General features: G+C 72.0%; 24 protein-coding genes and 1 tRNA gene. 4 read left to right on the top strand and 21 right to left on the bottom strand.

Annotation, left to right across the window (positions count from 1 at the left end):
• Positions 1–3 precede the first annotated feature (3 nt).
• From nuoG to tpiA, 10 genes are all read right to left on the bottom strand, one after another.
• Positions 4–2259 carry an NADH-quinone oxidoreductase subunit NuoG gene (gene nuoG / locus ACFO3Q_RS02780; RefSeq protein WP_377003095.1) on the bottom strand — a complete coding sequence of 752 codons (2256 nt, stop codon included), beginning with the start codon at positions 2257–2259 and terminating at the stop codon, positions 4–6.
• Entirely contained in the window at positions 2256–3566 is a 1311-nt protein-coding gene (nuoF, locus tag ACFO3Q_RS02775; protein ID WP_377003094.1) for an NADH-quinone oxidoreductase subunit NuoF, read from the bottom strand. The genes nuoG and nuoF overlap by 4 nt, the downstream gene beginning before the upstream one ends.
• Before the next feature lie 109 nt (positions 3567–3675).
• Positions 3676–4203 (bottom strand): NADH-quinone oxidoreductase subunit NuoE, encoded by a 528-nt coding sequence (gene nuoE / locus ACFO3Q_RS02770; protein WP_377003092.1) that lies wholly within the window; start codon positions 4201–4203, stop codon positions 3676–3678.
• Positions 4200–5474, bottom strand: coding sequence for an NADH-quinone oxidoreductase subunit D (locus tag ACFO3Q_RS02765; protein ID WP_377003090.1), 1275 nt, complete (start codon positions 5472–5474; stop codon positions 4200–4202). Before ACFO3Q_RS02765 ends, nuoE begins: the two co-directional genes overlap by 4 nt.
• Positions 5471–6208 carry an NADH-quinone oxidoreductase subunit C gene (locus tag ACFO3Q_RS02760; RefSeq protein WP_377003089.1) on the bottom strand — a complete coding sequence of 246 codons (738 nt, stop codon included), beginning with the start codon at positions 6206–6208 and terminating at the stop codon, positions 5471–5473. Before ACFO3Q_RS02760 ends, ACFO3Q_RS02765 begins: the two co-directional genes overlap by 4 nt.
• A 28-nt stretch (positions 6209–6236) precedes the next feature.
• Positions 6237–6785, bottom strand: coding sequence for a NuoB/complex I 20 kDa subunit family protein (locus ACFO3Q_RS02755; protein WP_377003088.1), 549 nt, complete (start codon positions 6783–6785; stop codon positions 6237–6239).
• The gene (locus ACFO3Q_RS02750) at positions 6782–7141 is read right to left on the bottom strand and encodes an NADH-quinone oxidoreductase subunit A (RefSeq protein WP_377003086.1); all 360 of its coding nucleotides are present in this window, start codon (positions 7139–7141) and stop codon (positions 6782–6784) included. The genes ACFO3Q_RS02755 and ACFO3Q_RS02750 overlap by 4 nt, the downstream gene beginning before the upstream one ends.
• A gap of 217 nt (positions 7142–7358) precedes the next feature.
• Positions 7359–7443 (bottom strand) — tRNA-Leu (locus tag ACFO3Q_RS02745).
• A 133-nt stretch (positions 7444–7576) separates the two neighbouring features.
• Positions 7577–8044, bottom strand: a complete 468-nt coding sequence (secG, locus tag ACFO3Q_RS02740) for a preprotein translocase subunit SecG (RefSeq protein WP_377003084.1) — start codon at positions 8042–8044, stop codon at positions 7577–7579.
• An 11-nt stretch (positions 8045–8055) separates the two neighbouring features.
• On the bottom strand, positions 8056–8808 hold the full coding sequence (tpiA, locus tag ACFO3Q_RS02735; RefSeq protein ID WP_377003083.1) for a triose-phosphate isomerase: 753 nt from the start codon (positions 8806–8808) through the stop codon (positions 8056–8058).
• Between the two features lie 192 nt (positions 8809–9000).
• Between tpiA and ACFO3Q_RS02730 the strand changes: the two genes are divergently transcribed.
• Both ACFO3Q_RS02730 and ACFO3Q_RS02725 read left to right on the top strand, forming a co-directional pair.
• Positions 9001–9801 (top strand): SDR family NAD(P)-dependent oxidoreductase, encoded by an 801-nt coding sequence (locus ACFO3Q_RS02730; RefSeq protein WP_377003081.1) that lies wholly within the window; start codon positions 9001–9003, stop codon positions 9799–9801.
• A 14-nt stretch (positions 9802–9815) separates the two neighbouring features.
• On the top strand, positions 9816–10220 hold the full coding sequence (locus ACFO3Q_RS02725; RefSeq protein ID WP_377003080.1) for an MAPEG family protein: 405 nt from the start codon (positions 9816–9818) through the stop codon (positions 10218–10220).
• On the opposite strand, the gene ACFO3Q_RS02720 is transcribed toward ACFO3Q_RS02725, so the two are convergent.
• The 11 genes from ACFO3Q_RS02720 to prmB all read right to left on the bottom strand — a co-directional run bounded on the left by ACFO3Q_RS02720 (position 10207) and on the right by prmB (position 23029).
• Positions 10207–11142: an isopenicillin N synthase family dioxygenase gene (locus tag ACFO3Q_RS02720; protein WP_377003079.1), complete on the bottom strand. Its 936-nt coding sequence runs from the start codon at positions 11140–11142 to the stop codon at positions 10207–10209. The two genes, ACFO3Q_RS02725 and ACFO3Q_RS02720, sit on opposite strands and share 14 nt — an antisense overlap.
• A gap of 36 nt (positions 11143–11178) precedes the next feature.
• Entirely contained in the window at positions 11179–12522 is a 1344-nt protein-coding gene (gene glmM, locus ACFO3Q_RS02715) for a phosphoglucosamine mutase (protein ID WP_377003077.1), read from the bottom strand.
• Positions 12519–13457: an acetyl-CoA carboxylase, carboxyltransferase subunit beta gene (gene accD, locus ACFO3Q_RS02710; protein ID WP_377003076.1), complete on the bottom strand. Its 939-nt coding sequence runs from the start codon at positions 13455–13457 to the stop codon at positions 12519–12521. The genes glmM and accD overlap by 4 nt, the downstream gene beginning before the upstream one ends.
• A gap of 52 nt (positions 13458–13509) precedes the next feature.
• A complete protein-coding gene (trpA, locus tag ACFO3Q_RS02705) occupies positions 13510–14313 on the bottom strand; it encodes a tryptophan synthase subunit alpha (RefSeq protein ID WP_377003075.1) in 804 nt (267 codons plus the stop codon).
• A gap of 181 nt (positions 14314–14494) precedes the next feature.
• Positions 14495–15718 (bottom strand): tryptophan synthase subunit beta, encoded by a 1224-nt coding sequence (trpB, locus tag ACFO3Q_RS02700; protein WP_377003074.1) that lies wholly within the window; start codon positions 15716–15718, stop codon positions 14495–14497.
• A 108-nt stretch (positions 15719–15826) separates the two neighbouring features.
• A complete protein-coding gene (locus tag ACFO3Q_RS02695) occupies positions 15827–16483 on the bottom strand; it encodes a phosphoribosylanthranilate isomerase (RefSeq protein ID WP_377003073.1) in 657 nt (218 codons plus the stop codon).
• On the bottom strand, positions 16480–17247 hold the full coding sequence (gene truA, locus ACFO3Q_RS02690) for a tRNA pseudouridine(38-40) synthase TruA (protein WP_377003172.1): 768 nt from the start codon (positions 17245–17247) through the stop codon (positions 16480–16482). The genes ACFO3Q_RS02695 and truA overlap by 4 nt, the downstream gene beginning before the upstream one ends.
• Positions 17248–17439: 192 nt before the next feature.
• Positions 17440–19743, bottom strand: a complete 2304-nt coding sequence (locus ACFO3Q_RS02685; RefSeq protein ID WP_377003072.1) for a motility hub landmark protein FimV — start codon at positions 19741–19743, stop codon at positions 17440–17442.
• Positions 19744–19814: 71 nt separating this feature from the next.
• Complete coding sequence (locus ACFO3Q_RS02680; RefSeq protein WP_377003071.1) at positions 19815–20837, bottom strand: aspartate-semialdehyde dehydrogenase; 1023 nt, start codon at positions 20835–20837, stop codon at positions 19815–19817.
• 106 nt (positions 20838–20943) lie between these two features.
• Positions 20944–22056 (bottom strand): chorismate synthase, encoded by a 1113-nt coding sequence (gene aroC, locus ACFO3Q_RS02675; RefSeq protein WP_377003069.1) that lies wholly within the window; start codon positions 22054–22056, stop codon positions 20944–20946.
• A gap of 52 nt (positions 22057–22108) precedes the next feature.
• Positions 22109–23029 (bottom strand): 50S ribosomal protein L3 N(5)-glutamine methyltransferase, encoded by a 921-nt coding sequence (gene prmB, locus ACFO3Q_RS02670; protein WP_377003068.1) that lies wholly within the window; start codon positions 23027–23029, stop codon positions 22109–22111.
• Between the two features lie 103 nt (positions 23030–23132).
• On the opposite strand from prmB, the gene ACFO3Q_RS02665 reads away from it, so the two are divergent.
• Both ACFO3Q_RS02665 and asd read left to right on the top strand, forming a co-directional pair.
• The gene (locus ACFO3Q_RS02665) at positions 23133–23801 is read left to right on the top strand and encodes an SCO family protein (RefSeq protein ID WP_377003067.1); all 669 of its coding nucleotides are present in this window, start codon (positions 23133–23135) and stop codon (positions 23799–23801) included.
• On the top strand, positions 23798–24640 hold the full coding sequence (gene asd / locus ACFO3Q_RS02660) for an archaetidylserine decarboxylase (RefSeq protein WP_377003065.1): 843 nt from the start codon (positions 23798–23800) through the stop codon (positions 24638–24640). The genes ACFO3Q_RS02665 and asd overlap by 4 nt, the downstream gene beginning before the upstream one ends.
• The last annotated feature ends 100 nt before the right edge of the window (positions 24641–24740 follow it).

The raw sequence follows: 24740 nt of genomic DNA, 5'->3' as shown, positions 1-24740 counted from the left end.
ACGTCAGGCCCTCGTCACGGTGAGCGCGCCCGCCGCGGACAGCGGGGCGGTTTCTGCATAGCCGGTCTCGATCCACACCGCGCCGCGGGCGACGCGGGTGCTGACGTGGACCGGCACGGTGGCGGTGCCGCGGGCGTCGCCGACCTTGGCGATGGCCCCTTCCGACAGGCCGCGCGCCAGCGCGTCTTCGGGATGCAGCACGGCGCGCGGGCCGGTGGTCAGCGGGTGCGCCTGCAGTGCCGGCGCACGGCGCAGCACGGCATCGACGCGGTAGATGCCCGGCGAGGCGATCCGCTCCAGCGTGTCGCCGGCGACCGGCGCGTCGGCAGGCGCCTCGCCCTCGCCCGGGCGCACCGCGTCCGCCTTCATCTGCGCACGCAGGCCGGCCATGTCCACGAACTCGAAGCCGGCCGCGCCCAGCTCGCCGCCGAGGGCGCGCAGCACGCGCCAGCCCGCGCGGATCGCACCGGGCAGCTTGCCGCCGGGCACGACGCGCTGGTCGACGCCGTCCATGTTGGTGTAGGTCGCCTCGATCTCCGGCGTCAGTCCGATCGGCAGGATGACGTCGGCGACGGCGCGCGTGGACGCGCAGGCGAAGTGGCTGAACGCCACCACCTTCGCGCCGGCCAGCGCTTCGCGCGCCGCCGCGTTGTCGGCGAAGTCCTGGCCCGGCTCGATGCCGTAGAGGACGTAGGCCCTGCGCGGCTGCGCGAGCATGGCGCGGGCGTCGAGCGCCGTCGGCAGCACGCCGTGGCGTGCGAGGCCGACCGCGTTGGCGCCCTGCGGGATGCGGTTGAGCCTGGCGCCGGTGGCCGCGGCGAGGCGGCGGGCGACGCTGCGGATGCGGCTGGCGCGCGGATGCGTCTCGGCCAGCGCGCCGAGCAGGATCACCGCGTTGCCCGCGTTCGCGAGCAGGTCGTGGATCGCGTCGCCGGGCGCCAGCGACTCCAGCTCCGCCGGCAGCTTCGACGGCGCGACGATGCGCGCGACGTCGGCCGCGAAGGTGAAGTCGAAGTCGACCGGGTTGATCGTGGCGATCTTCGCGCCCCGCTTGACCGCCTTGCGCAGCCGGTGATGCAGCAGCGGCACTTCGTGGCGCGGATTGCTGCCGACGATGAGCACCACGTCGGCCTGCTCGAGCTCCTCGATCCGCACCTGGCCGGGCTCGGCAACGGGGCGGTCGGCGAGGTCGAGCAGGTTGATGCGGTGGTCGATGCTGCCGGTGCCCAGCGCATCGGCCAGCGCGCGCAGCAGGCTGCCCTCCTCGTTCGAGGTGGCCGGATGCGCGAGCACGCCCAGCGCGTCGCCGGCGTTCTCGCGGAGGATGCGGGCGGCGGCGGCCAGCGCCTCGTCCCACTCCACTTCCTGCCAGGCGTCGCCCTTGCGGACCATGGGGACCATGGCACGGTCGGCGGCGTACAGGCCCTGGTGCGAGAAGCGGTCGCGGTCCGACAGCCAGCACTCGTTGATCGCGTCGTTGTCGCGCGGGACGGTGCGCATGACTTCGCCGCGGCGCGCGTGCAGGTAGAGATTCGAGCCCAGCGCATCGTGGTAGCCGATGGACTCGCGCGCGATCAGCTCCCACGGACGCGCGCGGAAGCGGAACACCTTGTTGGTCAGCGCGCCGACCGGGCAGACGTCGATCACGTTGCCCGACAGCTCGCTCATCAGCGGCTTGCCGTCGTAGGTGCCGATCTCCAGGCGCTCGCCGCGGTTCATGCCGCCGAGCTCGTAGGTCGCGGCGACGTCGTTCATCACGCGGATGCAGCGCGTGCAGTGGATGCAGCGCGTCATCTCGGTGGCGACCAGCGGGCCGAGGTCCTCGTCGGCGACGACGCGCTTGCGCTCGGCGTAGCGGCTGACCGAACGGCCGTAGCCCAGCGAGACGTCCTGCAGCTCGCACTCGCCGCCCTGGTCGCAGATCGGGCAGTCCAGCGGGTGGTTGATGAGGAGGAACTCCATCACGTTCCGCTGCGCCGACAGCGCCTTCTCGGAACGGGTGACGACCTTCATGCCCTCCATGACCGGCGTGGCGCAGGCCGGCATCGGCTTCGGCGCCTTCTCGACCTCGACCAGGCACATGCGGCAGTTCGCGGCGATCGGCAGCCGCTCGTGGTAGCAGAAGCGCGGGATCGGGATGCCGGCCTTGTCGGCCGCCTGGATGATCATCGAGCCCTTGGGCGCGGTCAGCGCGACGCCGTTGATCTCGATGTTGACGTGGTCGGGCGGGGTATTCGGATTGGCGGGCTGCGCACTCATGCGGCGGCCTCCATCTTGGTGTCGACGATCGAGCGCTTGTGCTCGATGAAGTATTCGAACTCGTCCCAGAACTGGCGCAGGAAGCCCTGCACCGGCCAGGCGGCGGCCTCGCCGAAGGCGCAGATGGTGTGGCCCTCGATCTGCCCGGCCGAGGCCTTGAGCATGTGCAGGTCGTCCTGCGTGGCCTTGCCCTCGACGATGCGCGTCAGCATGCGGTACATCCAGCCGGTGCCCTCGCGGCACGGCGTGCACTGGCCGCAGGACTCGGCGTAGTAGAAGCGCGCGATGCGGTGGCAGGCGCGCACCATGCAGGTGGTGTCGTCCATCACGATGACCGCGCCGGATCCCAGGCCCGAGCCCGCCTTCTGCAGGGCGTCGTAGTCCATGGTCAGCTCCATCATCGTCTCGCCCTTGAGCACGGGCATGGACGAGCCGCCGGGGATGACCGCCTTGATGGTGCGGCCCGGACGCATGCCGCCGGCCATCTCCAGCAGGTCCCTGAAGGGCGTGCCGAGCCGGATCTCGTAGTTGCCCGGGCGGACGACGTGGCCCGAGACCGAGAACACCTTGGCGCCGCCGTTGTTCGGCTTGCCGAGGTTGAGGAACCACTCGGGGCCGTTGCGGACGATGGCCGGGACCGAGGCGTAGGTCTCGGTGTTGTTGATCGTGGTGGGCTTGCCGAACAGGCCGAAGTTCGCGGGGAACGGCGGCTTGAAGCGCGGCTGGCCCTTCTTGCCCTCCAGCGACTCCATCAGCGCGGTTTCCTCGCCGCAGATGTAGGCGCCCGCGCCGAGCGCGTTGTGGATGTCGATGTCGACGCCCGAGCCGAGGATGTTCTTGCCGAGCCAGCCGTTGGCGTAGGCCTCCTTCACCGCCTGCTCGATGCGCTCGAACGGCTCGTGGTGGAACTCGCCGCGCAGGTAGTTGTAGGCCACGGTCGAACCGGTGGCGTAGCAGGCGATCGCCAGGCCCTCGACCACCGCGTGCGGATTGAAGCGCAGGATGTCGCGGTCCTTGCAGGTGCCCGGCTCGGACTCGTCCGAGTTGCAGAGGATGTACTTCTGCATGTCGCCCTTGGGCATGAAGCTCCACTTCAGGCCGGTCGGGAAGCCCGCGCCGCCGCGGCCGCGCAGGCCGGACTGCTTGACCATCTCGATGACGTCGGCGGGCGGCACCTTCTCCGTGAGGATCCTGCGCAGCGCCTGGTAGCCACCGGTCTTGAGGTAGTTCTCGTACGACCACGGCTGCTCGAAATGCAGCGTGGTGTAGACCACGTTGTGCTCCTGCGGTGCCGGACCGTATGCCATTGCCGTCGTATTCCGTCGTCTTGCGTGGGGGAGCGCCGCGGCAGCGGCGCCGTGCCTTCATTCGTTGCTGCCGCGGCGCCCCGGAGGCGGCCTGCCGGCAGCGCCGGTCTCACTTCAGGCCGTCGAGGATCTCGTCGACCTTCTCGGGCGTCAGCTTCTCGTGGTAGTGCCCGTTGACCACCATCATCGGCGCGCCGCAGCAGGCGGCCAGGCACTCCTCCTCGCGCTTGAGGTAGACCCGGCCATCGGCGGTGGACTCGCCCAGCTTGCAGCCGAGCTTCTTCTCGGCATGGGCGACGAGATCCTCGGCGCCGTTGAGCCAGCACGAGATGTTGGTGCAGAAGGCCACGTTGTTGCGGCCGACCGGCCTGGTCTCGAGCATCGAGTAGAAGGTGGCGACCTCGTAGGTCCACACCGTCGGCAGGCCGAGGTACTTGGCCACCGCGGCGATCAGCACGTCGGTCAGGTGGCCCTGGTTCTGCTCCTGGGCGGCGAACAGGCCCTGGATCAGCGCCGAGCGCTTGCGGTCGGGCGGGAACTTGGCGACCCAGTGGTCGATGTGCTGGCGGGTGTGCTCGCTCAGGACCTCGGCGGGGTCCACATCGCGCACGAGTTCGAAGCTGCCGGTGGCCTTCATCGGTCGATCTCCCCGAACACGATGTCGTAGGTGCCGATCATCGCGACCACGTCGGACAGCATGTGCCCCTTTACGATCGCGTCCATCGACGACAGGTGGGAAAAGCCCGGGGCGCGCAGCTTCACGCGGAACGGCTTGTTCGCGCCATCGGAAATCAGGTAGCAGCCGAACTCGCCCTTCGGGGCCTCGACCGCCTGGTAGGTCTCGCCCGCCGGGACGATGTAGCCCTCGGTGAACAGCTTGAAGTGATGGATCAGGGCTTCCATGTCGTCCTTCATCTCCTCGCGGGAGGGAGGCGCGACCTTGTAGTTCTGGACCATCACCGGGCCGGGATTGGCCCGCAGCCAGGCGACGCACTGCTTGATGATGCGCGCGGACTCGCGCATCTCGGCGACGCGGACAAGATAGCGGTCGTAGCAGTCGCCCTCCTTGCCGACCGGGACGTCGAAGTCGACCTCGTCGTAGCGTGCGTAGGGCTGCTGCTTGCGCAGGTCCCAGGCGATGCCGGAACCGCGCAGCATCGGGCCGGTCATGCCCCAGCCGAGCGCCTGCTCCGGCGTCACCACGCCGATGCCGACGGTGCGCTGCTTCCAGATGCGGTTGTCGGTGAGCAGGGTCTCGTACTCGTCGACGCGCTTGGGGAAGTCGTCGATGAAGGCGTCGATGAAGTCGAGGAGGGAGCCCTCGCGCCATTCGTTGACGCGCTTGAGGGTCTTGCCCTTGCGCCAGGGCGACTCCTTGTACTTCGGCATGTGGTCGGGCAGGTCGCGGTAGACGCCGCCCGGCCGGTAGTAGGCCGCGTGCATGCGCGCGCCCGAGACCGCCTCGTAGCAGTCCATCAGCTCCTCGCGCTCGCGGAAGGCGTAGAGCATCACCGCCATCGCGCCGAGATCGAGCCCGTTGGTCCCGACCCACATGAGGTGGTTCAGGATGCGGGTGATCTCGTCGTACATCGTGCGGATCCACTGCGCACGCGGCGGCGGTTCGATCCCCATCAGGGTCTCGATCGCGCGCACGTAGGCGTGTTCGTTGCACATCATCGACACGTAGTCGAGCCGGTCCATGTAGCCGATGGACTGGTTGAACGGCTTCGACTCGGCGAGCTTCTCGGTGGCGCGGTGGAGCAGGCCCACGTGCGGATCGGCGCGCTGCACCGTCTCGCCGTCCATTTCCAGCACCAGGCGCAGCACGCCGTGCGCGGCCGGATGCTGGGGACCGAAGTTCAGCGTGTAGTTGCGGATTTCCTGGGCGTTGACGCTCGGCTCGTTCATGCGTTCCCGCTCCTGCTCGCGCGGCCCTTGGTCTCGAGCTGCGACTGTTCCCAGCGCGCGTCGGCGCGCACCACGCGCGGCACCAGCACGCGCGGGTCGATGGACACCGGCTCGTACACGACGCGCTTCTTCTCGGCGTCGTAGCGGACCTCGACGTTGCCGATCAGCGGGAAGTCCTTGCGGAAGGGATGCCCCACGAAGCCGTAGTCGGTGAGGATGCGGCGCAGGTCGGGATGGCCCTCGAAGATGATGCCGAACAGGTCGAAGGCCTCGCGCTCGAACCAGTTCGCGCCGGGCCAGACGTCGACCGCCGACGGCACCACCGGCAGCGCGTCGTCGGTCGCGAAGAAGCGCACGCGCAGGCGGCGGTTGTTGCTGATCGAGAGCAGGTGCACGACCACGGCGAAGCGGCGTTCCGGGCCCTGGGCCTGCGGGCGCTCCTCCCAGCGGAAGCGGCCCGGGCCGCTGCCCTCGACGCCGCGCGAGAAACCCTCGGAGGACACGTCGGTGGTGTCCCACTCGGCCATGCCCCAGGAGAGGTAGTCGACGCCGCACAGGTCCATCAACTGCTCGAACCCGAAGTCGGGCTCGTCGCGCAGCGCGCGCGCCACCGCAGGCCAGTCGCCGGCGGCGATCTCGAGGGTCAGTTCGTCGTGCTGCTCGACGAGCGCACGCACGCGCTCGCCGAAAAAGGCGCGCAGACGATCCGGGAATGAGGAGGCTGGCTCTGCCATGGGGCGTGGCTGCGAAGCGGAAAGGAAGTTAGCGGGCGATCGTGTTGGTGCGGCGGATCTTCTTCTGCAGCTGCAGGATCCCGTAGACCAGCGCCTCGGCCGTCGGCGGGCAGCCCGGCACGTAGATGTCCACCGGCACGACGCGATCGCAGCCGCGCACCACCGAATAGGAGTAGTGGTAGTAGCCGCCACCGTTGGCGCAGCTGCCCATCGAGATCACCCACTTGGGATCGGGCATCTGGTCGTAGACCTTGCGCAGCGCCGGGGCCATCTTGTTGACCAGGGTGCCGGCCACGATCATCACGTCGGACTGGCGCGGCGACGGGCGGAAGATCACGCCGTAGCGGTCCATGTCCAGGCGCGACGCACCGGCGTGCATCATCTCGACCGCGCAGCAGGCGAGCCCGAAGGTCATCGGCCACATCGAGCCGGTGCGCGCCCAGTTCAGCAGCGCATCCACCGAGGTGGTGACGAAGCCCTGCTCGAGCAGAGGGTTCTCGTTGTCCGGCCGCAGGATGTCGTCCACCCGGCCCAGAGGCACCGGGTTGTTCATCAGGCGGGAGACGGTATCTGTCATTCCCATTCCAGGGCTCCCTTCTTCCACTCGTACAGGAAGCCGATCACCAGCAGGCCCAGGAAGGCGCCCATGGCGATGATGGCCGGCATGCCGAGATCACGGAACGTGACCGCCCATGGAAACAGGAAGGCGATCTCGAGATCGAAGACGATGAAGAGGATGGCGACGAGGTAGTAGCGCACGTCGAACTGCATGCGCGCGTCCTCGAACGCCTCGAAGCCGCACTCGTACGGCGAGAGCTTCTCGCCGTCCGGCCGACGCGGGCCGAGCAGCCAGCCGAGGACCAGGAGGGCGACGCCGATACCCGTGGCGACGATCAGGAACAGCAGAATCGGCAGGTAGTGTTCGGCCAGCACGTGAACTTCCCTTCTTGCCCCGCGAAGGGCGCGCCCGCCGCTGCATGAGGAAGGCAGACGACGCGACGAGTGGCGGACTCGCCCGACAGCGAAACGCTGCCTGGGCAACGAACCCGGGCCCGACCGATCCCGCATCGACCCGGCAGCAACCGAGTCTCGGCGACGCGGCGTGGCCGCCATGCGACGAACCCCGGCGGACCGGGGTTCGTCAGGTATTTGGTGCCCAAGAGAGGACTCGAACCTCCACGACTTTCGTCGCTACCACCTCAAGGTAGTGCGTCTACCAATTCCGCCACCTGGGCAAGGTGTCCCGGGAACCGCAGTTCCCGGAGCCGTGAAATTGTACCAGCGCCGAACCGGATTGTGCGCATCTGCGCACCCTTCGACGACAAATTTTTTCACTCCGGCGACGCCCGCAGGCGCCGCAGGACGGCATCAGCGCGTGCCGTCCGCGTCTTCCGGTGCCGTGGCGGGGACCTGCCCGGCGGCGGGGACCTCCTCCTCCACCTGCGCAGGCGCCGCCGGCACGGCGGGCACCTCGCCCGCCGGCGCCGGAACCGCGCCCTGCGGCTGGGCCGGCATGGCCGGAACCGCGCCCTGCGGCTGGGCCGGCATGGCCGGAACCGCGCCCATGATGCCGAGATCCTGGACGGCGGAGGGCTGCCCCGCCGGGCGCGCCGCGTACCAGGCCATGCCGAGGCTGATCGCGAAGAAGGCGATCGCCAGCCACTTGGTCGACTTGGACAGGAAGTTCGACGCGCCGCGCGCACCGAAGACGGTGGCCGAGGCGCCGCCGCCGAAACCCGAGCCCGCCGCGGCGCCGGCGCCGCGCTGCATCAGGATGAGCACGATCATCGCCGCGGAGACGAGGACGTAGAGGATGTTTGCGAGGGTCAGCAGCATGATGGGCGACTTCAGGCGACCTTGGCGGCCGCTGCGATGATGGCGAGGAAATCCGCGGCGACGAGCGAAGCGCCGCCGATCAGGCCGCCGTCGACGTCGGGCTGGGCGAACAGCTCCGCCGCGTTGGCGGGCTTCACGCTGCCGCCGTACAGGATCGGCAGCGAGCTGGCAATACTAGCATCCCGCGCGAGCGCCTCGCCACGGATGAAGGCGTGGGCGGCCTGCGCCTGCTCCGGCGTCGCCGTGCGCCCGGTGCCGATGGCCCAGACCGGCTCGTAGGCCACGACGGTCCCGGCCAGGGCCTGGTCGCCCCCCAGCTCGAACACCGGCGCGAGCTGGTTGGCCAGCACCGCGTCGGTCCGCCCTTCCTCGCGCGCGGCCAGGTCCTCGCCCACGCACAGCACGGGCACCAGGCCCGCGGCGCGGGCGGCGAGCAGCTTGCGCGCCACCAGGGCACTGTCCTCCCCGTGATACTGGCGCCGTTCGGAATGGCCGACCAGGACGTAGCGGCAGCCGACGTCCCTGAGCATCGCCGCCGAGACCTCGCCGGTGAAGGCGCCGCTCTCGTGCACGCTCACGTCCTGGGCGCCCACCGCGATGCGCCCCCCGGCCGCCGCCACCGCGTCCGACAGGTAGGGGGCCGGCGGCATGACCGCCACCTCGACGCCCGGGGAAAGCCCCTCGAGCACCTCGGCCAGGAGGTCGGCGACGAAGGCGCGATCGCCATGCAGTTTCCAGTTGCCCGCAACCAGGGGGGTACGCATGCGCTGCTCCAGGAGAATCGACGCACGAGGATACCGGCGGCGCAGGGAGGAGGCCATGCCGCGCGCCACCCTCTCCCTTCGGATGCGGACCGGCCCGTCGACCCGAGGAGACGAGACCCCGGGGTCGTGCGATTCTCGACGCTTCCGCCGCGCGCTCTCCTAGACTCGGCCCCCCGTACCCGGAGATCGCGCATGACCCGTCCGCTCCCGACCATCCTGGTGACAGGCGCCTCCAGCGGCATCGGCAGCGCCATCGCCCGCGAGTACGCGCGCCGGGGCCATCCCCTTGTGCTCACCGCCCGGCGCGAGGAACGCCTGCGGGCGCTGGCCGACGAACTCGCGCCGCGGGTCCGTTGCGATGTCCTGCCCGAGGATCTCGCCGATCCGGCGGCGCCGGCACGCATCGAGGCCGCCCTTGCCGAACGCGGGATCGCCGTTGGCGGCCTGGTCAACAACGCCGGCTACGGCGTTCCGGGCAGCTACCTGACGCCGGACTGGCCGACGCACGCCGCCTTCCTGCAGGTGATGGTGACCGCCGTCTGCGAGCTGACCTATCGCCTGCTCCCCGCGATCCGGGCGAGCGGCCAGGGCCGCATCCTCAACGTCGCCTCGGTGGCCGGCCTGATCCCCGGCGCGGCCGGCCAGACCCTCTATGCAGGGGCCAAGGCCTTCCTCGTCCGCTTCAGCGAATCGCTCGCGCTGGAGAACGCGGCGCACGGCGTCAGGGTCAGCGCCCTCTGCCCCGGCTTCACCTACTCCGAGTTCCACGACGTGACAGGCACCCGCGCGCGGGTCGCGACGCTGCCGCGCTGGATGTGGCTCGACGCCGATGCCGTGGCCCGGGCCGGGATCGACGGCCTCGAGGCCGGCCGCGCGATCGTCGTGCCGGGCGCGGGTTACAAGCTGCTGCGGGGCGTGACGAAACTGCTGCCTGACCGGGCGCTGCACGCGCTCATGGCGCGCGGCTCCTCGCGCATCCGCGACGCCCGCTGACCCGGAGGACCGCCATGTTCCCCACGCTCACTCTGCTGTTCGCGTCCCTGCACGCGCTGCTCCTGCTCGCGCTCTCGCTCCGCGTCTCCCTCCGCCGCCGCTCCGCGGGCATCGGACTCGGCAGCGGCGGCGACGATGCCCTCGCCCGCCGCATCCGCGCCCAGGCCAACTTCGTCGAGTACGTCCCGCTGGCCCTGCTGCTGATCGGCCTGCTGGAGCTGTCCGGCCTGGCGCGCGCGTGGCTCGTCCTGCTCGGGAGCCTGCTGCTCGCCGGCCGCCTGCTGCACGCCTGGGGACTGGAGCGCAGCGCCGGCGTCTCCGCCGGTCGCGCCCTCGGCATGCTGCTGACCTGGGGCGTGCTGGCCGGCGCAGCGGCGGCCGGCCTCGCGCTGGCGACGCTGCGGCTTACTTCAGCTTGATCTCGCGCAGGCGCTCTTCCAGGTAGCCGTGCGCGGTGATGGCCTCGGGGTAGCGGCTCGGATTGTCCTCGCTCACGCAGGACGGCAGCACGTCGATCAGGAAGTCCGGGTTCGGGTGCAGGAAGAACGGCGTGGAGTAGCGCGGCTTGCGCGCCTCGTCCCCCGGCGGGTTGACCACGCGATGGATGGTGGACGGGTACACGTGGTTGGTCAGGCGCTGCAGCATGTCGCCGATGTTGACCACGATGGTGTCCTCGTCCGCGGTGAACGGCACCCATTCGCCCGCGTGCGAACGCACCTCCAGCCCGGCGGCGCTCGCGCCCACCAGCAGGGTGATGAAGTTGATGTCGCCGTGCGCGCCGGCGCGCACGTTCGGGATGTCGTCCGCGGTGATCGGCGGATAGTGGATCGGGCGCAGGATGGAGTTGCCGAAGTCCGTCTTGTCGGCGAACCAGTCCTGGGGCAGGCCGATGTGCAGGGCCAGCGCCTCCAGCACGCGCGCCCCGAGCGCGTCCAGCGCGCCGTAGAGCGCCAGGCCCTTCTCGCGGAACTCCGGGACCTCGTCCGGCCAGACGTTGGGCGGCATCACGTCGCGGTACTTCGAGTCTTCCGGCAGCTCGCGGCCGATGTGGAAGAACTCCTTGAGGTCGAAGTGCTTCGCGCCCTTGGCGGTCTCGACGCCGAAGGGGGTGTAGCCGCGCGCGCCGCCGCCGCCGGGGACGTGGTACTTGCGCTTGGTCTCCTCCGGCAGCGCGAAGAAGCGCACGAAGGCGTCGTAGGCCTCGTCGATCAGCGACTGCGGAATGCCATGGCCGCGGATGCCGGCGAAGCCCCACTCGCGGTAGGCGGCCCCCAGTTCGGCCACGAAGGCCTCGCGGTCGGTGTCGAAGCGGCGGATGTCGAGGGTCGGGATCTGGCTCATGGCGCGGAGGGGCGTGGGCGTCGGGAAACGGGAGGATCAGGCGGCGGCCTGGCGGACGGCGTCGGCGAGGCGGTCGAGCACCTGCTGCATCAGCGACGCGTCGTCCGCCTCGGCGGTGACGCGCACCACCGGCTCGGTGCCCGACGGACGGATGAAGGCCCGGCCGCGACCGGCCAGGGCCTTCTGGGCCGCGGCGAGCTCGGACTGCACGGCCGGCGCCTCGACGGGGCGGGCGCCGGCGGCGAAGCGGACGTTGACGGTCTTCTGCGGGTAGCGCTGCAGGCCGGCGAGCAGCTCGTCCAGGCTGCGGCCGCTGCGGCGCACGACGTCCAGCGCCTGCAGCGCCGAGACGATGCCGTCGCCGGTGGTGGCGCGATCCAGGCACAGCAGGTGGCCGGACGCCTCGCCGCCCAGGGTGCCGCCCTGCTCCACCAGCGCGCGGTGCACGTAGCGGTCGCCGACCTGGGTGCGGACGAAGGGAATGCCCTCCGCGGCGAGGGCCTGCTCCAGGCCGTAGTTGGTCATCAGCGTGCCGGCGACCGGCCCCTTCAGGCGACCCTGGGCCTTCCAGTCCAGCGCCAGCAGGTAGAGCAGGTCGTCGCCGTCGACGATGCGGCCCGAGGCGCTCACGCACAGCAGCCGGTCGCCGTCGCCGTCGAAGGCCACGCCCAGGTCGGCACCGGTCTCCAGCACGTGGGCGCGCAGCGCGGCGATGTCGGTCGAGCCCACGCCGCGGTTGATGTTGAGGCCGTCGGGCTCGACGCCGATGGCCGAGACCTGCGCGCCCAGCTCCTCGAACAGCAGCGGCGCGATGTGGTAGGTGGCGCCGTGGGCGCAGTCCACCGCGAGCTTGAGCCCGCGCAGGTTGAACTTGGCCGGCACGGTCGACTTGCAGAACTCGGCGTAGCGCATCGCCGCCGCCTCGATGCGGCTGGCCTTGCCGAGGTCGCCGGAGGCGACCGTCTGGAACGGCCTGTCGAGTTCCTCCTCGATGGCGAGCTCGATCTCGTCGGGGAGCTTCTCGCCCTCGGCAGAGAAGAACTTGATGCCGTTGTCGTCGTGGGGGTTGTGCGAGGCGCTGATGACGATGCCGGCGTCGGCGCGCAGCGAGCGGGTCAGGTAGGCCACGCCGGGCGTCGGCATGGGCCCGAGCAGCTGCACGTCGACACCCGCCGCGACCAGGCCCGCCTCCAGCGCGGACTCGAACATGTAGCCCGAGATGCGCGTGTCCTTGCCGATGACCACGCTGGAATGGTGCCCGCTGGCAGCGCCCAGCACGCGGCCGGCCGCCCAGCCCAGCTTGAGCACGAAGTCCGGGGAGATGGTCGGCGAGCCGACCCGGCCGCGGATGCCGTCGGTCCCAAAGTAGCGCCGGCTCACGGCTCGACCACCGCGTCCGCGGGCTGGGTCGGAACGACGAGATCGGGTTCATCCGCATCGCCGACGCCCGGCGCCGGCTTCGGGCGCCCCATCATCAGGGCCAGGATGTCGCCGAGGCGGTCGCGCAGCTCGCGGCGGTCGACGATGAGGTCGATGGCACCGTGCTCGAGCAGGAACTCCGAGCGCTGGAAGCCCTCGGGCAGCGTCTCGCGCACCGTCTGCTGGATCACGCGCGGGCCGGCGAAGCCGATCAGCGCCTGCGGCTCGGCGACGTTGAGGTCGCCCAGCATCGCGAAGCTCGCCGACACGCCGCCGGTGGTCGGATGGGTCAGCACCGAGACGAACGGCAGGCCGGCCTTGCGCATGCGCGCCAGCGCGGCGGAGGTCTTGGCCATCTGCATCAGCGAGAACAGGCCCTCCTGCATGCGCGCGCCGCCGGTCGCGGAGAAGCACACCAGCGGCATGCGCTCGGCGAGCGCCAGCTCCGCGCTGCGGGTGAACTTCTCGCCGACCACCGAACCCATCGAGCCGCCCATGAAGCGGAACTCGAAGGCGCAGGCGGCCGTGGGCAGGCCCTTGAGCGTGCCGCGCATGGCGACCATCGCGTCGCGCTCGCCCACCTGCTTCTGGGTGGACTTGATGCGGTCGGCGTACTTCTTGGTGTCGCGGAACTTCAGCACGTCCACCGGCGCGAGCTCCGCGGCGATCTCGCTGGCGCTGCCGGCGTCGAGGAAGCGCGTCAGCCGCACGCGCGCGGCGATGGGGCGGTGGAAGCCGCACTTCGGGCAGACCTCGAGGTTGCGCTCCAGTTCGGGGCCGTAGAGAACGGTCGAGCAGCGCTCGCACTTCTCCCAAAGGCCTTCCGGCACGTTGCGCCGACGACTCGTGGTCTCGGTGCGGATGCGCGAAGGCATCAGTTTCTGCAGCCAGCTCATGCGCGGACCGTCGTTCGAAGGGAGGCGGATTCTAGCGCACGCGGCACGATGCTCAGACCGCGTCGATGGCGCGGCGCAGCACGGCCATGAACTCCTCGGCTCGCGCCGGGGCCTGCGCCGGGTCGCCCGAGGCGAGGCGCTCGACCAGGGCGCTGCCCACCACGACACCGTCCGCGTCCGCGGCGACCGCGGCGGCCGAGGCGGCATCGCGCACCCCGAAGCCGACCGCGACCGGCACCGTCGACGCCGCTCGCAGGGCGCGGACGCGGGCGCCGACCTCGACGGTGTCGAGGCGGTCGGCGCCGGTGACGCCGGCGAAGCTCACGTAGTACAGGTAGCCCTGCGCCTCGGCGAGCATGCGCGCCTGCCGGGCCGGCGCCGTCGTCGGCGCCACCAGGGCGATCAGGGCCAGGCCCTCGGCCGCGAAGTGCGCGCGCGTCTCGGCGGCCTCCTCCGGCGGCAGGTCGACCAGCAGGACGCCGTCGACGCCCGCCGCCCGCGCCTGGCGTGCGAAGACGGCGGTGCCACGCGCCTCGACCGGATTGAGGTAGCCCATCAGCACCACCGGCGTCGCGTCGTCGCGCTCCCGGAAGGTGCGCACCCAGTCGAGCACGCGGTCGGTCCCGACACCGCGCGCCAGGGCGCGCTCGCTCGCGCGCTGGATCGCCGGCCCGTCGGCCATGGGATCGCTGAACGGCATGCCCAGCTCGATGAGGTCGGCGCCGCCCGCCACCAGCGCGTGCATCACCGGCACCGTCGCGTCGAGCGCGGGGTCGCCGGCGGTCACGAAGGGGATGAGGGCCTTGCGGCCGCGCGACTTCAGGGCGGCGAAGGTGGTGGAGATGCGGCTGGGCATGGGGTGTGGTGTGGGTCTGGTGAGGCGGGAATGGGGAAGCGGGAGTCGGGAAGCGGGAGCGGGCATGGGGCATGGGGCATGGGGCATGGGAGGCTATGCGGATGGGCACCGCGTCCGCTCTCCGGGGAGAGCCTGCAGGTCCCGATTCCCGCTTCCCCATTCCCGCTTCCCGTTTTACCGCCTAGAGCTCGATCCCCTCCCGCGCTGCGATCGTGTGCACGTCCTTGTCGCCGCGGCCGGACAGGTTGGCCAGCACCAGGGCGTCCTTCGGCAGGTCGCGCGCGAGCTTCATGGCCTGGGCGATGGCGTGGCTGGACTCCAGCGCGGCGAGGATGCCCTCGGTGCGCGCCAGCGTGTGGAACGCGGCCAGCGCCTCGTCGTCGGTCACGCCGACGTAGTCCACGCGGCCGACGTCCTTCAGCCAGGCGTGCTCGGGACCGACGCCCGGATAGTCGAGGCCGGCGGAGACCGAATGCGTCTCCACGATCTGGCCGTCGTCGTCGCACAGCAGGTAGGTGCGGTTGCCGTGCAGCACGCCGGGGCGGCCGGCCGACAGCGAGGCGGCGTGGCGGCCGCTGTCGATGCCCTCGCCCGCCGCCTCCGCGCCGACGATGCGCACGCCCGGGTCGTTGAGGAAGGCATGGAACAGACCGATGGCGTTGGAGCCGCCGCCGACGCAGGCGGTGATCGCGTCCGGCAGGCGCCCGTAGCGGTCGAGCATCTGCGCGCGCGCCTCGCGGCCGACGATGGCGTTGAAGTCGCGCACCATCATCGGGTACGGGTGCGGCCCGGCCACCGTGCCGATGATGTAGAAGGTGTCGGCAACGTTGGTGACCCAGTCGCGCATCGCCTCGTTGAGCGCGTCCTTGAGCGTCCTCGAGCCCGACGTCACCGGCACCACCTCCGCGCCCAGCAGGCGCATGCGGTAGACGTTGATCTTCTGCCGCTCGATGTCGGTGGCGCCCATGTAGACCACGCACTTCAGGCCGAGCCGGGCCGCCACCGTCGCGCTGGCCACGCCGTGCTGGCCCGCGCCGGTCTCCGCGATGATGCGGGTCTTGCCCATCCGCCGCGCAAGCAGCGCCTGGCCGATGGTGTTGTTGATCTTGTGGGCGCCGGTGTGGTTCAGGTCCTCGCGCTTGAGCAGGATGCGCGCGCCGCCGACCTCGGCGGAGAGCCGGGCCGCCTCGTAGATGGGGCTGGGGCGGCCGACGTAGTGCGCCAGGTCGGCGTCGAACTCGGCCTGGAACGCCGGATCGGCGCGGAAGCGCGCATAGGCCTCGGTGAGCTCGCGCAGCGGCTCGATGAGCGTCTCGGACACGAAGGTGCCGCCGAAGCGGCCGAAGCGGCCCTGCGCGTCGGGGCCTGCGGCGTAGTCGGTGATGGCGGAGTCTGCGGTGCTCACGGTGTTTCCTGGCTCGGGCGCCGCCGCGGTACGGACCCGCGCCCGATTCGCGGCGGCAATCGCCCAGTGTACGCGCTCGGCCCCGGCGCGGCCGGCCACGGATGGAACTCAGTCGCCGGGCGCGGCGCAGTCGGCGCGCCGCACCTCCTCCATGAAGCGGCGCATGCGCGCGCCGTCCTTGATGCCCGGCGCGCTCTCGATGCCGCTCGACACGTCGATGCCCCAGGGCCGCGCGTGGTGCACGACGTCGTACACGTTGTCCGGGGTCAGGCCGCCGGCGATGAAGGTCGGCCGCCGCAGCGGCCCCGGCAGGCGCGCAAGGTCGAAGCGGAGCCCGCCACCGCCCTGCTCGCCCAGGGCGTGGCCGTCGAACAGGAAGGCGGCCGCGGAGGGGAAGCGCGCGGCCATCTCGGCCGGATCGGTGTGCGGATCGCGCATGGGGATGGTGCGCAGGTAGGGCAGTCCGAAGCTGCGGCAGTAGCGCTCCTCCTCGCTGCCGTGGAACTGCAGCATGGCCGGCTGCAGTTCCTCGACCACGTAGCGCACGTGGTCGGGGTCGGCGTCCATGAACAGGGCGACGATCGAGACCATCGGCGGCACCGCCGCCTTGAGCCAGTGCGCCTGCGGGACCTCCAGCCGGCGCGGGCTGCCCTTGACGAACACGAAGCCGATCGCGTCCACGCCCAGTTCGCCCGCCAGGCGCACGTCGCCCGGGCGCGTCAGTCCACAGAACTTCACGCGTGTGCGGAAGGGAAGGTCGCTCAAGCGCTCACCTCGTCGGGCAGTTCGAACCGCTGCGGATAGCGCGGCCCCAGGAACGTCAGGCCGCTAGCCGGCGCCGTCGGGCCGGCGAGCGCACGGTCGCGCCCGGCCAGCAGTTCGGCCATCCACCCCACCGGACGCTCCCCGCGTCCGATCGGCAGCAGCGAGCCCATGATGTTCCTGACCATGTGGTGGAGGAAAGCGTTCGCGCGTATCTCCATGAGCACTTCGTCGCCGTCGCGCCAGACGCGGATCGCCTGCATGTCGCGGCGGGCGTGCGGTGCCTGGCAGTGGACGGTGCGGAAGGCGCTGAAGTCGTGCTCGCCGATCAGGGCCTGCGCGGCGGCGTGCATGGCGTCGGCGTCGAGCGGGCGCCGCTCGAAGGCGACGTAGTCGCGCTGCAGCGCCGGACGCAACGGCCGGTTGAGGATGCGGTAGCGGTAGGTACGGGCGATCGCGCCGAAGCGGGCGTGGAAGTCGTCGGACACCGGCCGGCACCAGCGGGTGGCGATCTCCGGCGGCAGGCGCGAGTTCATGCCGAGCGTCCAGCCGCGCTCGCTGCGCTGGGCCGCTGTATCGAAATGCACCACCTGGCACTGCGCGTGCACGCCCGAGTCGGTACGGCCCGCGCACACCACCTCGAGCGGCTCGCCGGCGACGAACGACAGCGCGGCCTCGACCTCGGACTGCACGGTGCGGCCGTGGGGAAGCCGCTGCCAGCCGAGGAAGCCGGTGCCGTCGTACTCGATACCCAGGGCGTAACGCATGACCCAGTCAGTCTTCCAGAGCGTGTCGTGTGGTCCGGGCGCGGCGCGCTGCGCCGGGCGCCAGGACGGGATGCGGAAGGCGCGCGGCATCCGGTCTCTCCGGCGCGCGCCGCCCGAACGAGGAAGGGCCGGGTCGCCCCGGCCCCTCGCCATCCGTCGTCGCCGCGGCGGGAGGCGCCGCGGCAGGCCATGCTACCCGATCTGTCCGAGCAGCCGGCGCGCCTCCGCGCGCTGCGCTTCGGTGCCTTCGGTCACGACTTCCTCGAGCATGCCGCGCGCGCCCTCGCCGTCGCCGATGTCGAGGTAGGCGCGGGCGAGTTCGAGCTTGGTCTCGGCTGCCTCGGCGTCCACCGCCCCGCCCTCGTCCCCGGGCGACGGCCCGCGCTCGTCGAGCGGCGGTTCGAACGCCTCCACCTCGGCGAAGCGCTCGTCCTCGCTCCAGCCGCCGGTCGCGCCCGGCTCGGGCCGCTCCGGGATGGCCTCGAGGTCCGCGTCGGCATCCGCGTCGATGTCCATGTCCAGCGCCACGACGCCATCGTCGAGGTCGTCGGGATCCGCGGGCGGCGCCTCGTCGGGCAGACGCTCCGCCTTGGGCTCGCGCGAGCCGGCGGGCGCGTAGACCCAGGTGGGCAGTGCGCCGGGAACCACGGGGGCGGCCGGCTGTGCGCCCGCGGGGTCGGCCTCGGGCTCGGGCGGCGCTTCGCCGAACAGCGGGTGCTGCGGCGCGAGGGCGCGGCCCATGGCCTGCACCGCCTGCCAGTGCGGCGCGGGCGTGCCGAGGGCGGCATGCATGGCCTCGGCGGCCTGGACGAAGGCCTCGGCGTCCCCGTTGTCGTAGTGGTGCCGCAGCAGGGCGAGATGCGCATCGGCATCGTCCGGATCCGCCGCGACCGCCTCCTCCAGCCCAAGGCGCTCGGCATCGTCGGCCGCAGGCGCCTCGGCGGCCTCGGCCGCGGTGTCGAACTGCGCTGCCAGGGCGCTTCGTTCGCGCGGGAGCGCCTCCTCCGGCGCCCGGCGCCGACGCAGCGCGAAGAAGGCGCCGCCGGCGAGCAGCGCCAGGCCGGCCAGGAACCACGGCCAGCGCGGCGCGCCCGGCGGGGGCGCGGGTTCCGCTGCGGCGGGCTGCGCCACCGGGGCGTCCGCAGGTGCGGCGACGACGGGCTCGGCCGGGGCGGCCGGCGCATCGGCGGCCGCGGCGACCGCGGAGCCGGCACCGCCCACGTCGGCGGCGGCTGCCTCGGACGCGGCGGCCTCCTCGTCGGTCGGCGCGACGGCCTCGGCCAGCTCCGCCTCCATGTCCCCGGCGGTCTCGCCGTCGAGTTCGCGCAGGCGCTCCTGCAGCGCGGCCAAGCGGCTGTTCTGCAGTTCGAGCAGGCGCTGCTGGTTCTCGCGCTGGGATTCGAGATCGGAGACGCGGGCGCGGAGTTCCGCGCTCTCGGCCTCGCGCGCGGCGAGATCCTCACGCGCGCGGATGAGCTCGGCGCGCAGCTCGCTGCCGGTCCCGCCGGCGGTGGCGCCGGTCTGGCCGCTGGCGCTGCCGCTGTCGTCGCCCGAGGCGGGCACGATCTCCAGGCGTGCGCCGTCCGCGCGCGCGGAGGCCAGCGCGGTCTCGGCCTCGTCGACCTCGACCAGCTCCGGCGCGGCCGGCTGCGGCACCGGCGCGATGCGCTGCTGCCACGTCTCGGTGTGCTGGCGCACCAGCGCGTCGGCCTCGCTGCGGCCGAGCCGGTCGAGTTCCTGGCGCTCCGGAACGCGCAGCACCGCGCCGCGCTTGATCAGGTGGATGTTGCCGTCGATGAAGGCGTCGGGATTGGCGTTGTGCAGCGCCATCATCATCTGGTTGAGCGACACGCCCGGCGGGCGCACGTCGCTCGCGATCTGCGACAGCGTCTGCCCGGCGGCCACCGGCCCGAACTGGCCGACGATGACGCCGGGATCCGCCGCGGGCGCCGGCGCAGGTGCGGCCGGGCGCGGCGGCGGGGCGGTGGCGGGCTGCGCGTCCGGAGCGGACGGCGCCGGGCGGGCGACCGTACCCTGGGTGGAGGGCGCGGCGGCGACCGGCGCCTGCGTCGCCGGGCGCAGCACCGCCGGGGCGATGTAGGGCGGGTCCAGCAGCGCGGTGAACTCGCGCATCATCCGGCCGCTCCCCCAGTCGACCTCCAGCAGGAAACTCAGGAACGGCTCGTTGACCGGGCCGTTGGTGGTGACGCGGATCACCGGCTGGCCGCGGTCCCCGTCCACGACCTCGAAGGAGAGATTGGCCGCGAGCCGCGACGGGCGCTCCAGCCCCACCCGCTCGAAGGCGTCGGGCGACGCCAGGCGCACCCGCAGGCTCTCGACCTCGCCCGGCGCGGCGGCCACGATCGGGATCTCCGCCAGGAAGGGCTGGTCGAGGCCGGACTTCACCTGGATCTGGCCCAGGCCGAGGGCCTGCGCCTGCGATGCCGCGAGGGCGAGCGCGAGCCCGAGGGCAAGCGTGGATTGTTTGCGTATCACTTTATGTTTCTCCCCCAGGATGCGGCCGCAGAAGGCATTCGACCCATCGTGGCGCGATGGCGACTATATGCTCAGGCGCGCTCCGCCACCACCAGTTCGGCCAGTTGCACGGCGTTGAGCGCCGCACCCTTGCGGATGTTGTCGGCCACCACCCAGAGGTCGAGCCCGCGCGGATGCGAGATGTCCTCGCGGATGCGGCCGACGTAGACCGGGTCCTTGCCGGAGGCGTGGGTGACGGCGGTCGGATAGCCGCCGTCGGCGCGGCTGTCCACCACCTCGACCCCCGGCGCCTGCTCCAGCAGCGCGCGCGCCTCGGCCGCGGTGATCTTGGCGCGGGTCTCGATGTGCACCGCCTCGGAGTGCCCGTAGAACACCGGCACCCGCGCCACCGTCGCGTTCACCATGATGCCGTCGTCGCCGAGGATCTTGCGGGTCTCGTGGACCAGCTTCATCTCCTCGGTGGTGTAGCCGTTCTCGGTGAAGTCGCCGCCGTGGGGGATGACGTTGAAGGCGATCTGCACCGGGTACACCTCGCTCTCCACCTCCTGGAAGCTCAGCAGCGCCGCGGTCTGCTTGCCCAGTTCCTCGAGCGCGCGCCGGCCGGTGCCGGAGACCGACTGGTAGGTGGCGATGTTGATGCGCTCGATGCCGACGCTGCGGTGGATCGGCGCGAGCACCGCCATCAGCTGCATGGTCGAGCAGTTGGGGTTGGCGATGATGCCGCGCGGCCGCACGCGGGCGGCCTCCGGGTTGACCTCGGACACCACCAGCGGGACGTCGGCGTCGCCCCGGAAGGCCGAGGAGTTGTCGATCACCACGGCGCCCGCCGCGGCGAACTTCGGCGCGTACGCCTTCGAGACCGAGCCGCCGGCGGAGAACAGCGCCACGTCGATGCCGGCCGGGTCGAAGGTCTCCAGGTCCTGCACGACCAGCTCGCGGCTGCCGTAGCGCACTTTCTCGCCGGCCGAGCGCGCGCTGGCGAGCAACACGAGGTCGGCGACGGGGAAGTCGCGCTCGGCGAGGATGGAGAGCAGGGTCTCGCCGACAGCGCCGGTAGCACCGACGATGGCGACGTTGAAGCGTGCAGTGGACATGGGAACTCGCAGGAGGTGGGATCTGGGGAATGGGTAACGGGGAACCGCCAATCTTCGCGCGCCGCGGTCTGGCGGACCAGCACCGGGTGGAACGCCCGGCGTGCGCTCAGCCCAGGCCGGGCGGCACCCGGGGCGACACCGGGCCGACGTCCCCGCACTGCGCGCGGTGGCGCAGCGCCTGGTCCATCAGCACCAGGGCGGTCATGGCTTCGACGATGGGCGTGGCGCGGATGCCGACGCAGGGGTCGTGGCGGCCGGTGGTCACCACCTCCACCGCCTGGCCGGCGACGTCCAGGCCGCGGCCGGGCAGGCGCAGGCTGGACGTCGGCTTGAAGGCGACCCGCGCGCGCACCGCCTGGCCGCTGCTGATGCCGCCGAGGATGCCGCCGGCGTGGTTGCTCAGGAAGCCGTCGGCGGTGAACTCGTCGCGGTGCTCGGTGCCGCGCTGCGCGACCGCGTCGAAGCCGTCGCCGATGGCGACGCCCTTGACCGCGTTGATCGACATCAGCGCCGCGGCCAGCTCGGCGTCGAGCTTGCCGTAGACCGGCTCGCCCCAGCCCGGCGGCACGTTCTCGGCCACCACGCTGACCTCGGCGCCCACCGAATCGCCGGACTTGCGCAGCGCGTCCATGTAGGCCTCGAGCGCGGGCACCTGCGCCGGGTCGGGCCAGAAGAAGGGATTGGCCTCGACCGCGTCGAAATCGACCTCGGCCGGCGGGACCGCCGCGCGGTGCTCGCCCAGCTGCGACAGCCACCCGCGGACCCGCACGCCGTGCCGCTCGGCCAGCCACTTCCTGGCGATGACGCCCGCGGCGACGCGCATGGTCGTCTCGCGCGCCGAGCTGCGGCCACCGCCGCGCGGATCGCGGATGCCGTACTTCTGCCAGTAGGTGTAGTCGGCGTGCGCCGGGCGGAACTGCGCGGCGATGGCCGCGTAGTCGCGGCTGCGCTGATCGGTGTTGCGGATCAGCAGGGCGATCGGCGTGCCGGTGGTGCGGCCCTCGTACACGCCCGAGAGGATCTCGACCTGGTCCGCCTCGCGGCGCTGCGAGGTGTGCCGCGTGCGCCCGGTGGCGCGGCGCGCGAGGTCGTGGGCGAAATCCTCCGGCGCCAGCGCCAGCCCCGGCGGGCAACCGTCCACGACGCAGCCGATGGCCGGGCCGTGCGACTCGCCGAAGGTGGTCACGGCGAACAGCGTGCCGAAGGTGTTGCCGGCCATCAGGGCGCCTCCCCCCCGGCCGTCCGCTGCCGACGTCGGCGCGCGCCGCGGCTCACGGCCCGCGCGCGTCCGCGAGCGCGCGGATGCGCGCGTGGTGCTGGACCAGGTCGGCGCGATCGATGGCGAACACGCCCATCTGGCCGACGCGGAACTCGATCCAGGCGAAGGGCACGTCCGGCAGCAGTGCGACCAGGTCCTCCTCGCTCTCGCCCACCTCGCAGATCAGCAGCCCCTGCTCGGTCAGGTGCCCGGGCGCGTCGCGCAGGATGCGCAGGGCGAGGTCGAGGCCGTCGTCCCCCGCGCGCAGGCCGAGCTCCGGCTCGTGCGCGTACTCCGGCGGCAGCGCGTCGGTCTGCGCATTGGTGACGTAGGGCGGGTTGGTGACGATGAGGTCGAAGGTCTCGCCGGCCAGCGCCGAGAACAGGTCGGACTTCAGCAGGCGCACGTTCCTGGCGTGCAGCCGCTCGCGGTTCTCCGCCGCCAGGGCCAGCGCCTCGTCGCTGATGTCGACCCCGGTGACCTCCCAGTGCGGGTTGTAGTGCGCCATGGCGATGGCGATGCAGCCCGAGCCGGTGCACACGTCGAGGGCGCGGGCCACCGGGCGCCCGGCGAGCCAGGGCTCGAAACCGGCCTCGATCTGCTCGGCGATGGGCGAGCGCGGCACCAGCGCGCGCGGATCGGACTTGAAGCTCAGGCCCGCGAACCACGCCTCGCCGGTGAGGTAGCAGGCCGGCACGCGCTCGCGGACGCGGCGCTCGAACAGGGCGAGGATGGCCGCCTTCTCGTCGGCGGTCAGGCGCGCCTGCCCGTAGGCCGGGCCGATGTCGTGCGGCAGGTGCAGGGCATGCAGGACGAGCTGGGTGGCCTCGTCCAGTGCATTGTCGTGGCCGTGCCCGAAGGTCAGGCCGGCGGCGTTGAAGCGGCTTGCGCCGTAGCGGATGAAATCGATCAGGGTCGCGAGTTCGGCGGTCATCGGGCACGGCAGGGCGCGGACGGCCGGGAAGTATAGGCGCCACGGAGCGCGCCGGCAGGCTCCGACTATACTTCGCGGTTCCCCCGCGACCGGCAGTTCCGCGATGTTCAACCGCACCACCCTCATCGTCCTCGTCGCGGCGCTCGCCGCCGGCCTCGGGCTGTGGCTGGCCCAGCGCAGCGCCGGGCCCGCGCTGCCCGAGCTCGAGACCGTCCGCCTGTTCCCGCAGGCGCGCGCCCTGCCGCCGTTCGCGCTCGACCGGGGCGAGGACGCGCCGCCGCTCACCAATGCCGACCTGCAGGGCCGCTGGAGCCTGGTGTTCATCGGCTTCACGCACTGCCCGGACGTGTGCCCGACCACCCTCGCCCAGCTGGCCCAGGCCCAGCGCGCCTGGCGCGACATGCCGGAAGAAACCCGGCCGCAGGTGGTCTTCGTCTCGGTCGATCCCGAGCGCGACAGCCCCGCGCGCACCGTGGAGTACGCCCGCTACTTCGATCCCGACACCCTGGCCGCGACCTCCGACCCGGACGCGCTGCGCGAGTTCGTGCAGTCCCTGGGCATGGTGTTCATGAAGGTGCCGGTCGACGGCGGCGCCGAGGGCGACTACACCATCGACCACTCCTCGACGCTCTCGGTGATCGACCCGCAGGGCCGCATGACCGGCCTGGTGCGCCCGGAGCCGCCGGACGGTCCCGGCAGCGGCACGCCGGCGTTCGACCCGCAGGCGATCGCGCGCGACATGCGCGTGCTGGCGGGGATGACCGGCCCATGAGTCCGGCCGTCCTGCTGCAGTACCTGCTCCCGCACCGCCTGCTCTCCAGCCTGGCCTACCGCGTGGCGCGCGCGCGCTGGGCGCCGCTGAAGAACTGGCTGATCAGGACGGTCGTGCGCAGGTTCGAGGTCGACATGTCGGACTTCGCGGAACCCGACCCCACCGCGCACCCGACCTTCAACGCCTTCTTCACCCGCGCCCTGCGGCCCGGCGTGCGCAGCGACGACCCCGACCCGCGCGCGCTGGTGATGCCCTGCGACGGCCGCATCAGCCAGCTCGGGCCCATCGAGGACGGACGCATCTTCCAGGCCAAGGGCCAGTCCTACACCGCGGCCGAACTGCTGGGCGACGCGGCGGCCGCCGCCCCGTTCGCGCAGGGCAGCTTCGCCACCATCTACCTGGCGCCGCGCGACTACCACCGCGTGCACATGCCGTTCGGCGGCACCCTGCGGGAGACCGTGCACGTGCCCGGCCGCATCTTCAGCGTGGCCCCGTTCGCGGTGCGCGCGATCCCGCGGCTGTTCGCGCGCAACGAACGGCTGGTCTGCCACTTCGACACCGACTTCGGCCCCATGGCCGTGGTGATGGTGGGTGCCATCCTCGTCTCCGGCGTGGAGACCGTCTGGAGCGGCGAGGAAATCCCCGCCTACGCCCACCGCATCGAGCGCCGCGACTGGCGCGGCCAGAACATCTCCCTCGCCCGCTTCGCCGAGATGGCGCGCTTCAACTACGGCTCGACCGTGATCCTGCTGGTCCCCCCGGGCGTGGCCCTGGACCCGGCCTGGCAGCCGGAACAGGCCGTGCGGCTGGGGCAGCGGTTGGGGGTGGTGGGAGGATGAAGCGGGCGCGGCCTTGGGCTTTCGGGCTTTCGGGCTTTCGGGCTTAGGGCTTAGGGCTTAGGGCTTAGGGCCGGGGAGGATGCGGGAGCCCTCATACCCA

The organism is Coralloluteibacterium thermophilum (assembly GCF_042654365.1).
GTDB classification, from domain to species: domain Bacteria; phylum Pseudomonadota; class Gammaproteobacteria; order Xanthomonadales; family Xanthomonadaceae; genus Coralloluteibacterium; species Coralloluteibacterium thermophilum.
The sequence above is the reverse complement of the archived record's forward strand: the minus strand, read 5'-3'. Positions and strand labels throughout refer to the sequence as shown.

Bases quoted from the DNA above. Each gene is read 5' to 3' on its own strand.
- nuoG (WP_377003095.1), bottom strand. From the start codon at position 2,259: ATGAGTGCGCAGCCCGCCAATCCGAATACCCCGCCCGACCACGTCAAC.
- trpA (WP_377003075.1), bottom strand. From the start codon at position 14,313: ATGCCCAGCCGCATCTCCACCACCTTCGCCGCCCTGAAGTCGCGCGGC.
- aroC (WP_377003069.1), bottom strand. From the start codon at position 22,056: ATGGCCGGCAACACCTTCGGCACGCTGTTCGCCGTGACCACCTTCGGC.
- prmB (WP_377003068.1), bottom strand. From the start codon at position 23,029: ATGACCGCCGAACTCGCGACCCTGATCGATTTCATCCGCTACGGCGCA.
- ACFO3Q_RS02760 (WP_377003089.1), bottom strand. From the start codon at position 6,208: ATGGCAGAGCCAGCCTCCTCATTCCCGGATCGTCTGCGCGCCTTTTTC.
- ACFO3Q_RS02730 (WP_377003081.1), top strand. From the start codon at position 9,001: ATGACCCGTCCGCTCCCGACCATCCTGGTGACAGGCGCCTCCAGCGGC.
- ACFO3Q_RS02765 (WP_377003090.1), bottom strand. From the start codon at position 5,474: ATGAACGAGCCGAGCGTCAACGCCCAGGAAATCCGCAACTACACGCTG.
- ACFO3Q_RS02720 (WP_377003079.1), bottom strand. From the start codon at position 11,142: ATGAGCCAGATCCCGACCCTCGACATCCGCCGCTTCGACACCGACCGC.
- nuoE (WP_377003092.1), bottom strand. From the start codon at position 4,203: ATGAAGGCCACCGGCAGCTTCGAACTCGTGCGCGATGTGGACCCCGCC.
- ACFO3Q_RS02665 (WP_377003067.1), top strand. From the start codon at position 23,133: ATGTTCAACCGCACCACCCTCATCGTCCTCGTCGCGGCGCTCGCCGCC.
- ACFO3Q_RS02725 (WP_377003080.1), top strand. From the start codon at position 9,816: ATGTTCCCCACGCTCACTCTGCTGTTCGCGTCCCTGCACGCGCTGCTC.
- ACFO3Q_RS02755 (WP_377003088.1), bottom strand. From the start codon at position 6,785: ATGACAGATACCGTCTCCCGCCTGATGAACAACCCGGTGCCTCTGGGC.
- accD (WP_377003076.1), bottom strand. From the start codon at position 13,457: ATGAGCTGGCTGCAGAAACTGATGCCTTCGCGCATCCGCACCGAGACC.
- nuoF (WP_377003094.1), bottom strand. From the start codon at position 3,566: ATGGCATACGGTCCGGCACCGCAGGAGCACAACGTGGTCTACACCACG.
- ACFO3Q_RS02680 (WP_377003071.1), bottom strand. From the start codon at position 20,837: ATGTCCACTGCACGCTTCAACGTCGCCATCGTCGGTGCTACCGGCGCT.
- truA (WP_377003172.1), bottom strand. From the start codon at position 17,247: ATGCGTTACGCCCTGGGTATCGAGTACGACGGCACCGGCTTCCTCGGC.
- asd (WP_377003065.1), top strand. From the start codon at position 23,798: ATGAGTCCGGCCGTCCTGCTGCAGTACCTGCTCCCGCACCGCCTGCTC.
- tpiA (WP_377003083.1), bottom strand. From the start codon at position 8,808: ATGCGTACCCCCCTGGTTGCGGGCAACTGGAAACTGCATGGCGATCGC.
- secG (WP_377003084.1), bottom strand. From the start codon at position 8,044: ATGCTGCTGACCCTCGCAAACATCCTCTACGTCCTCGTCTCCGCGGCG.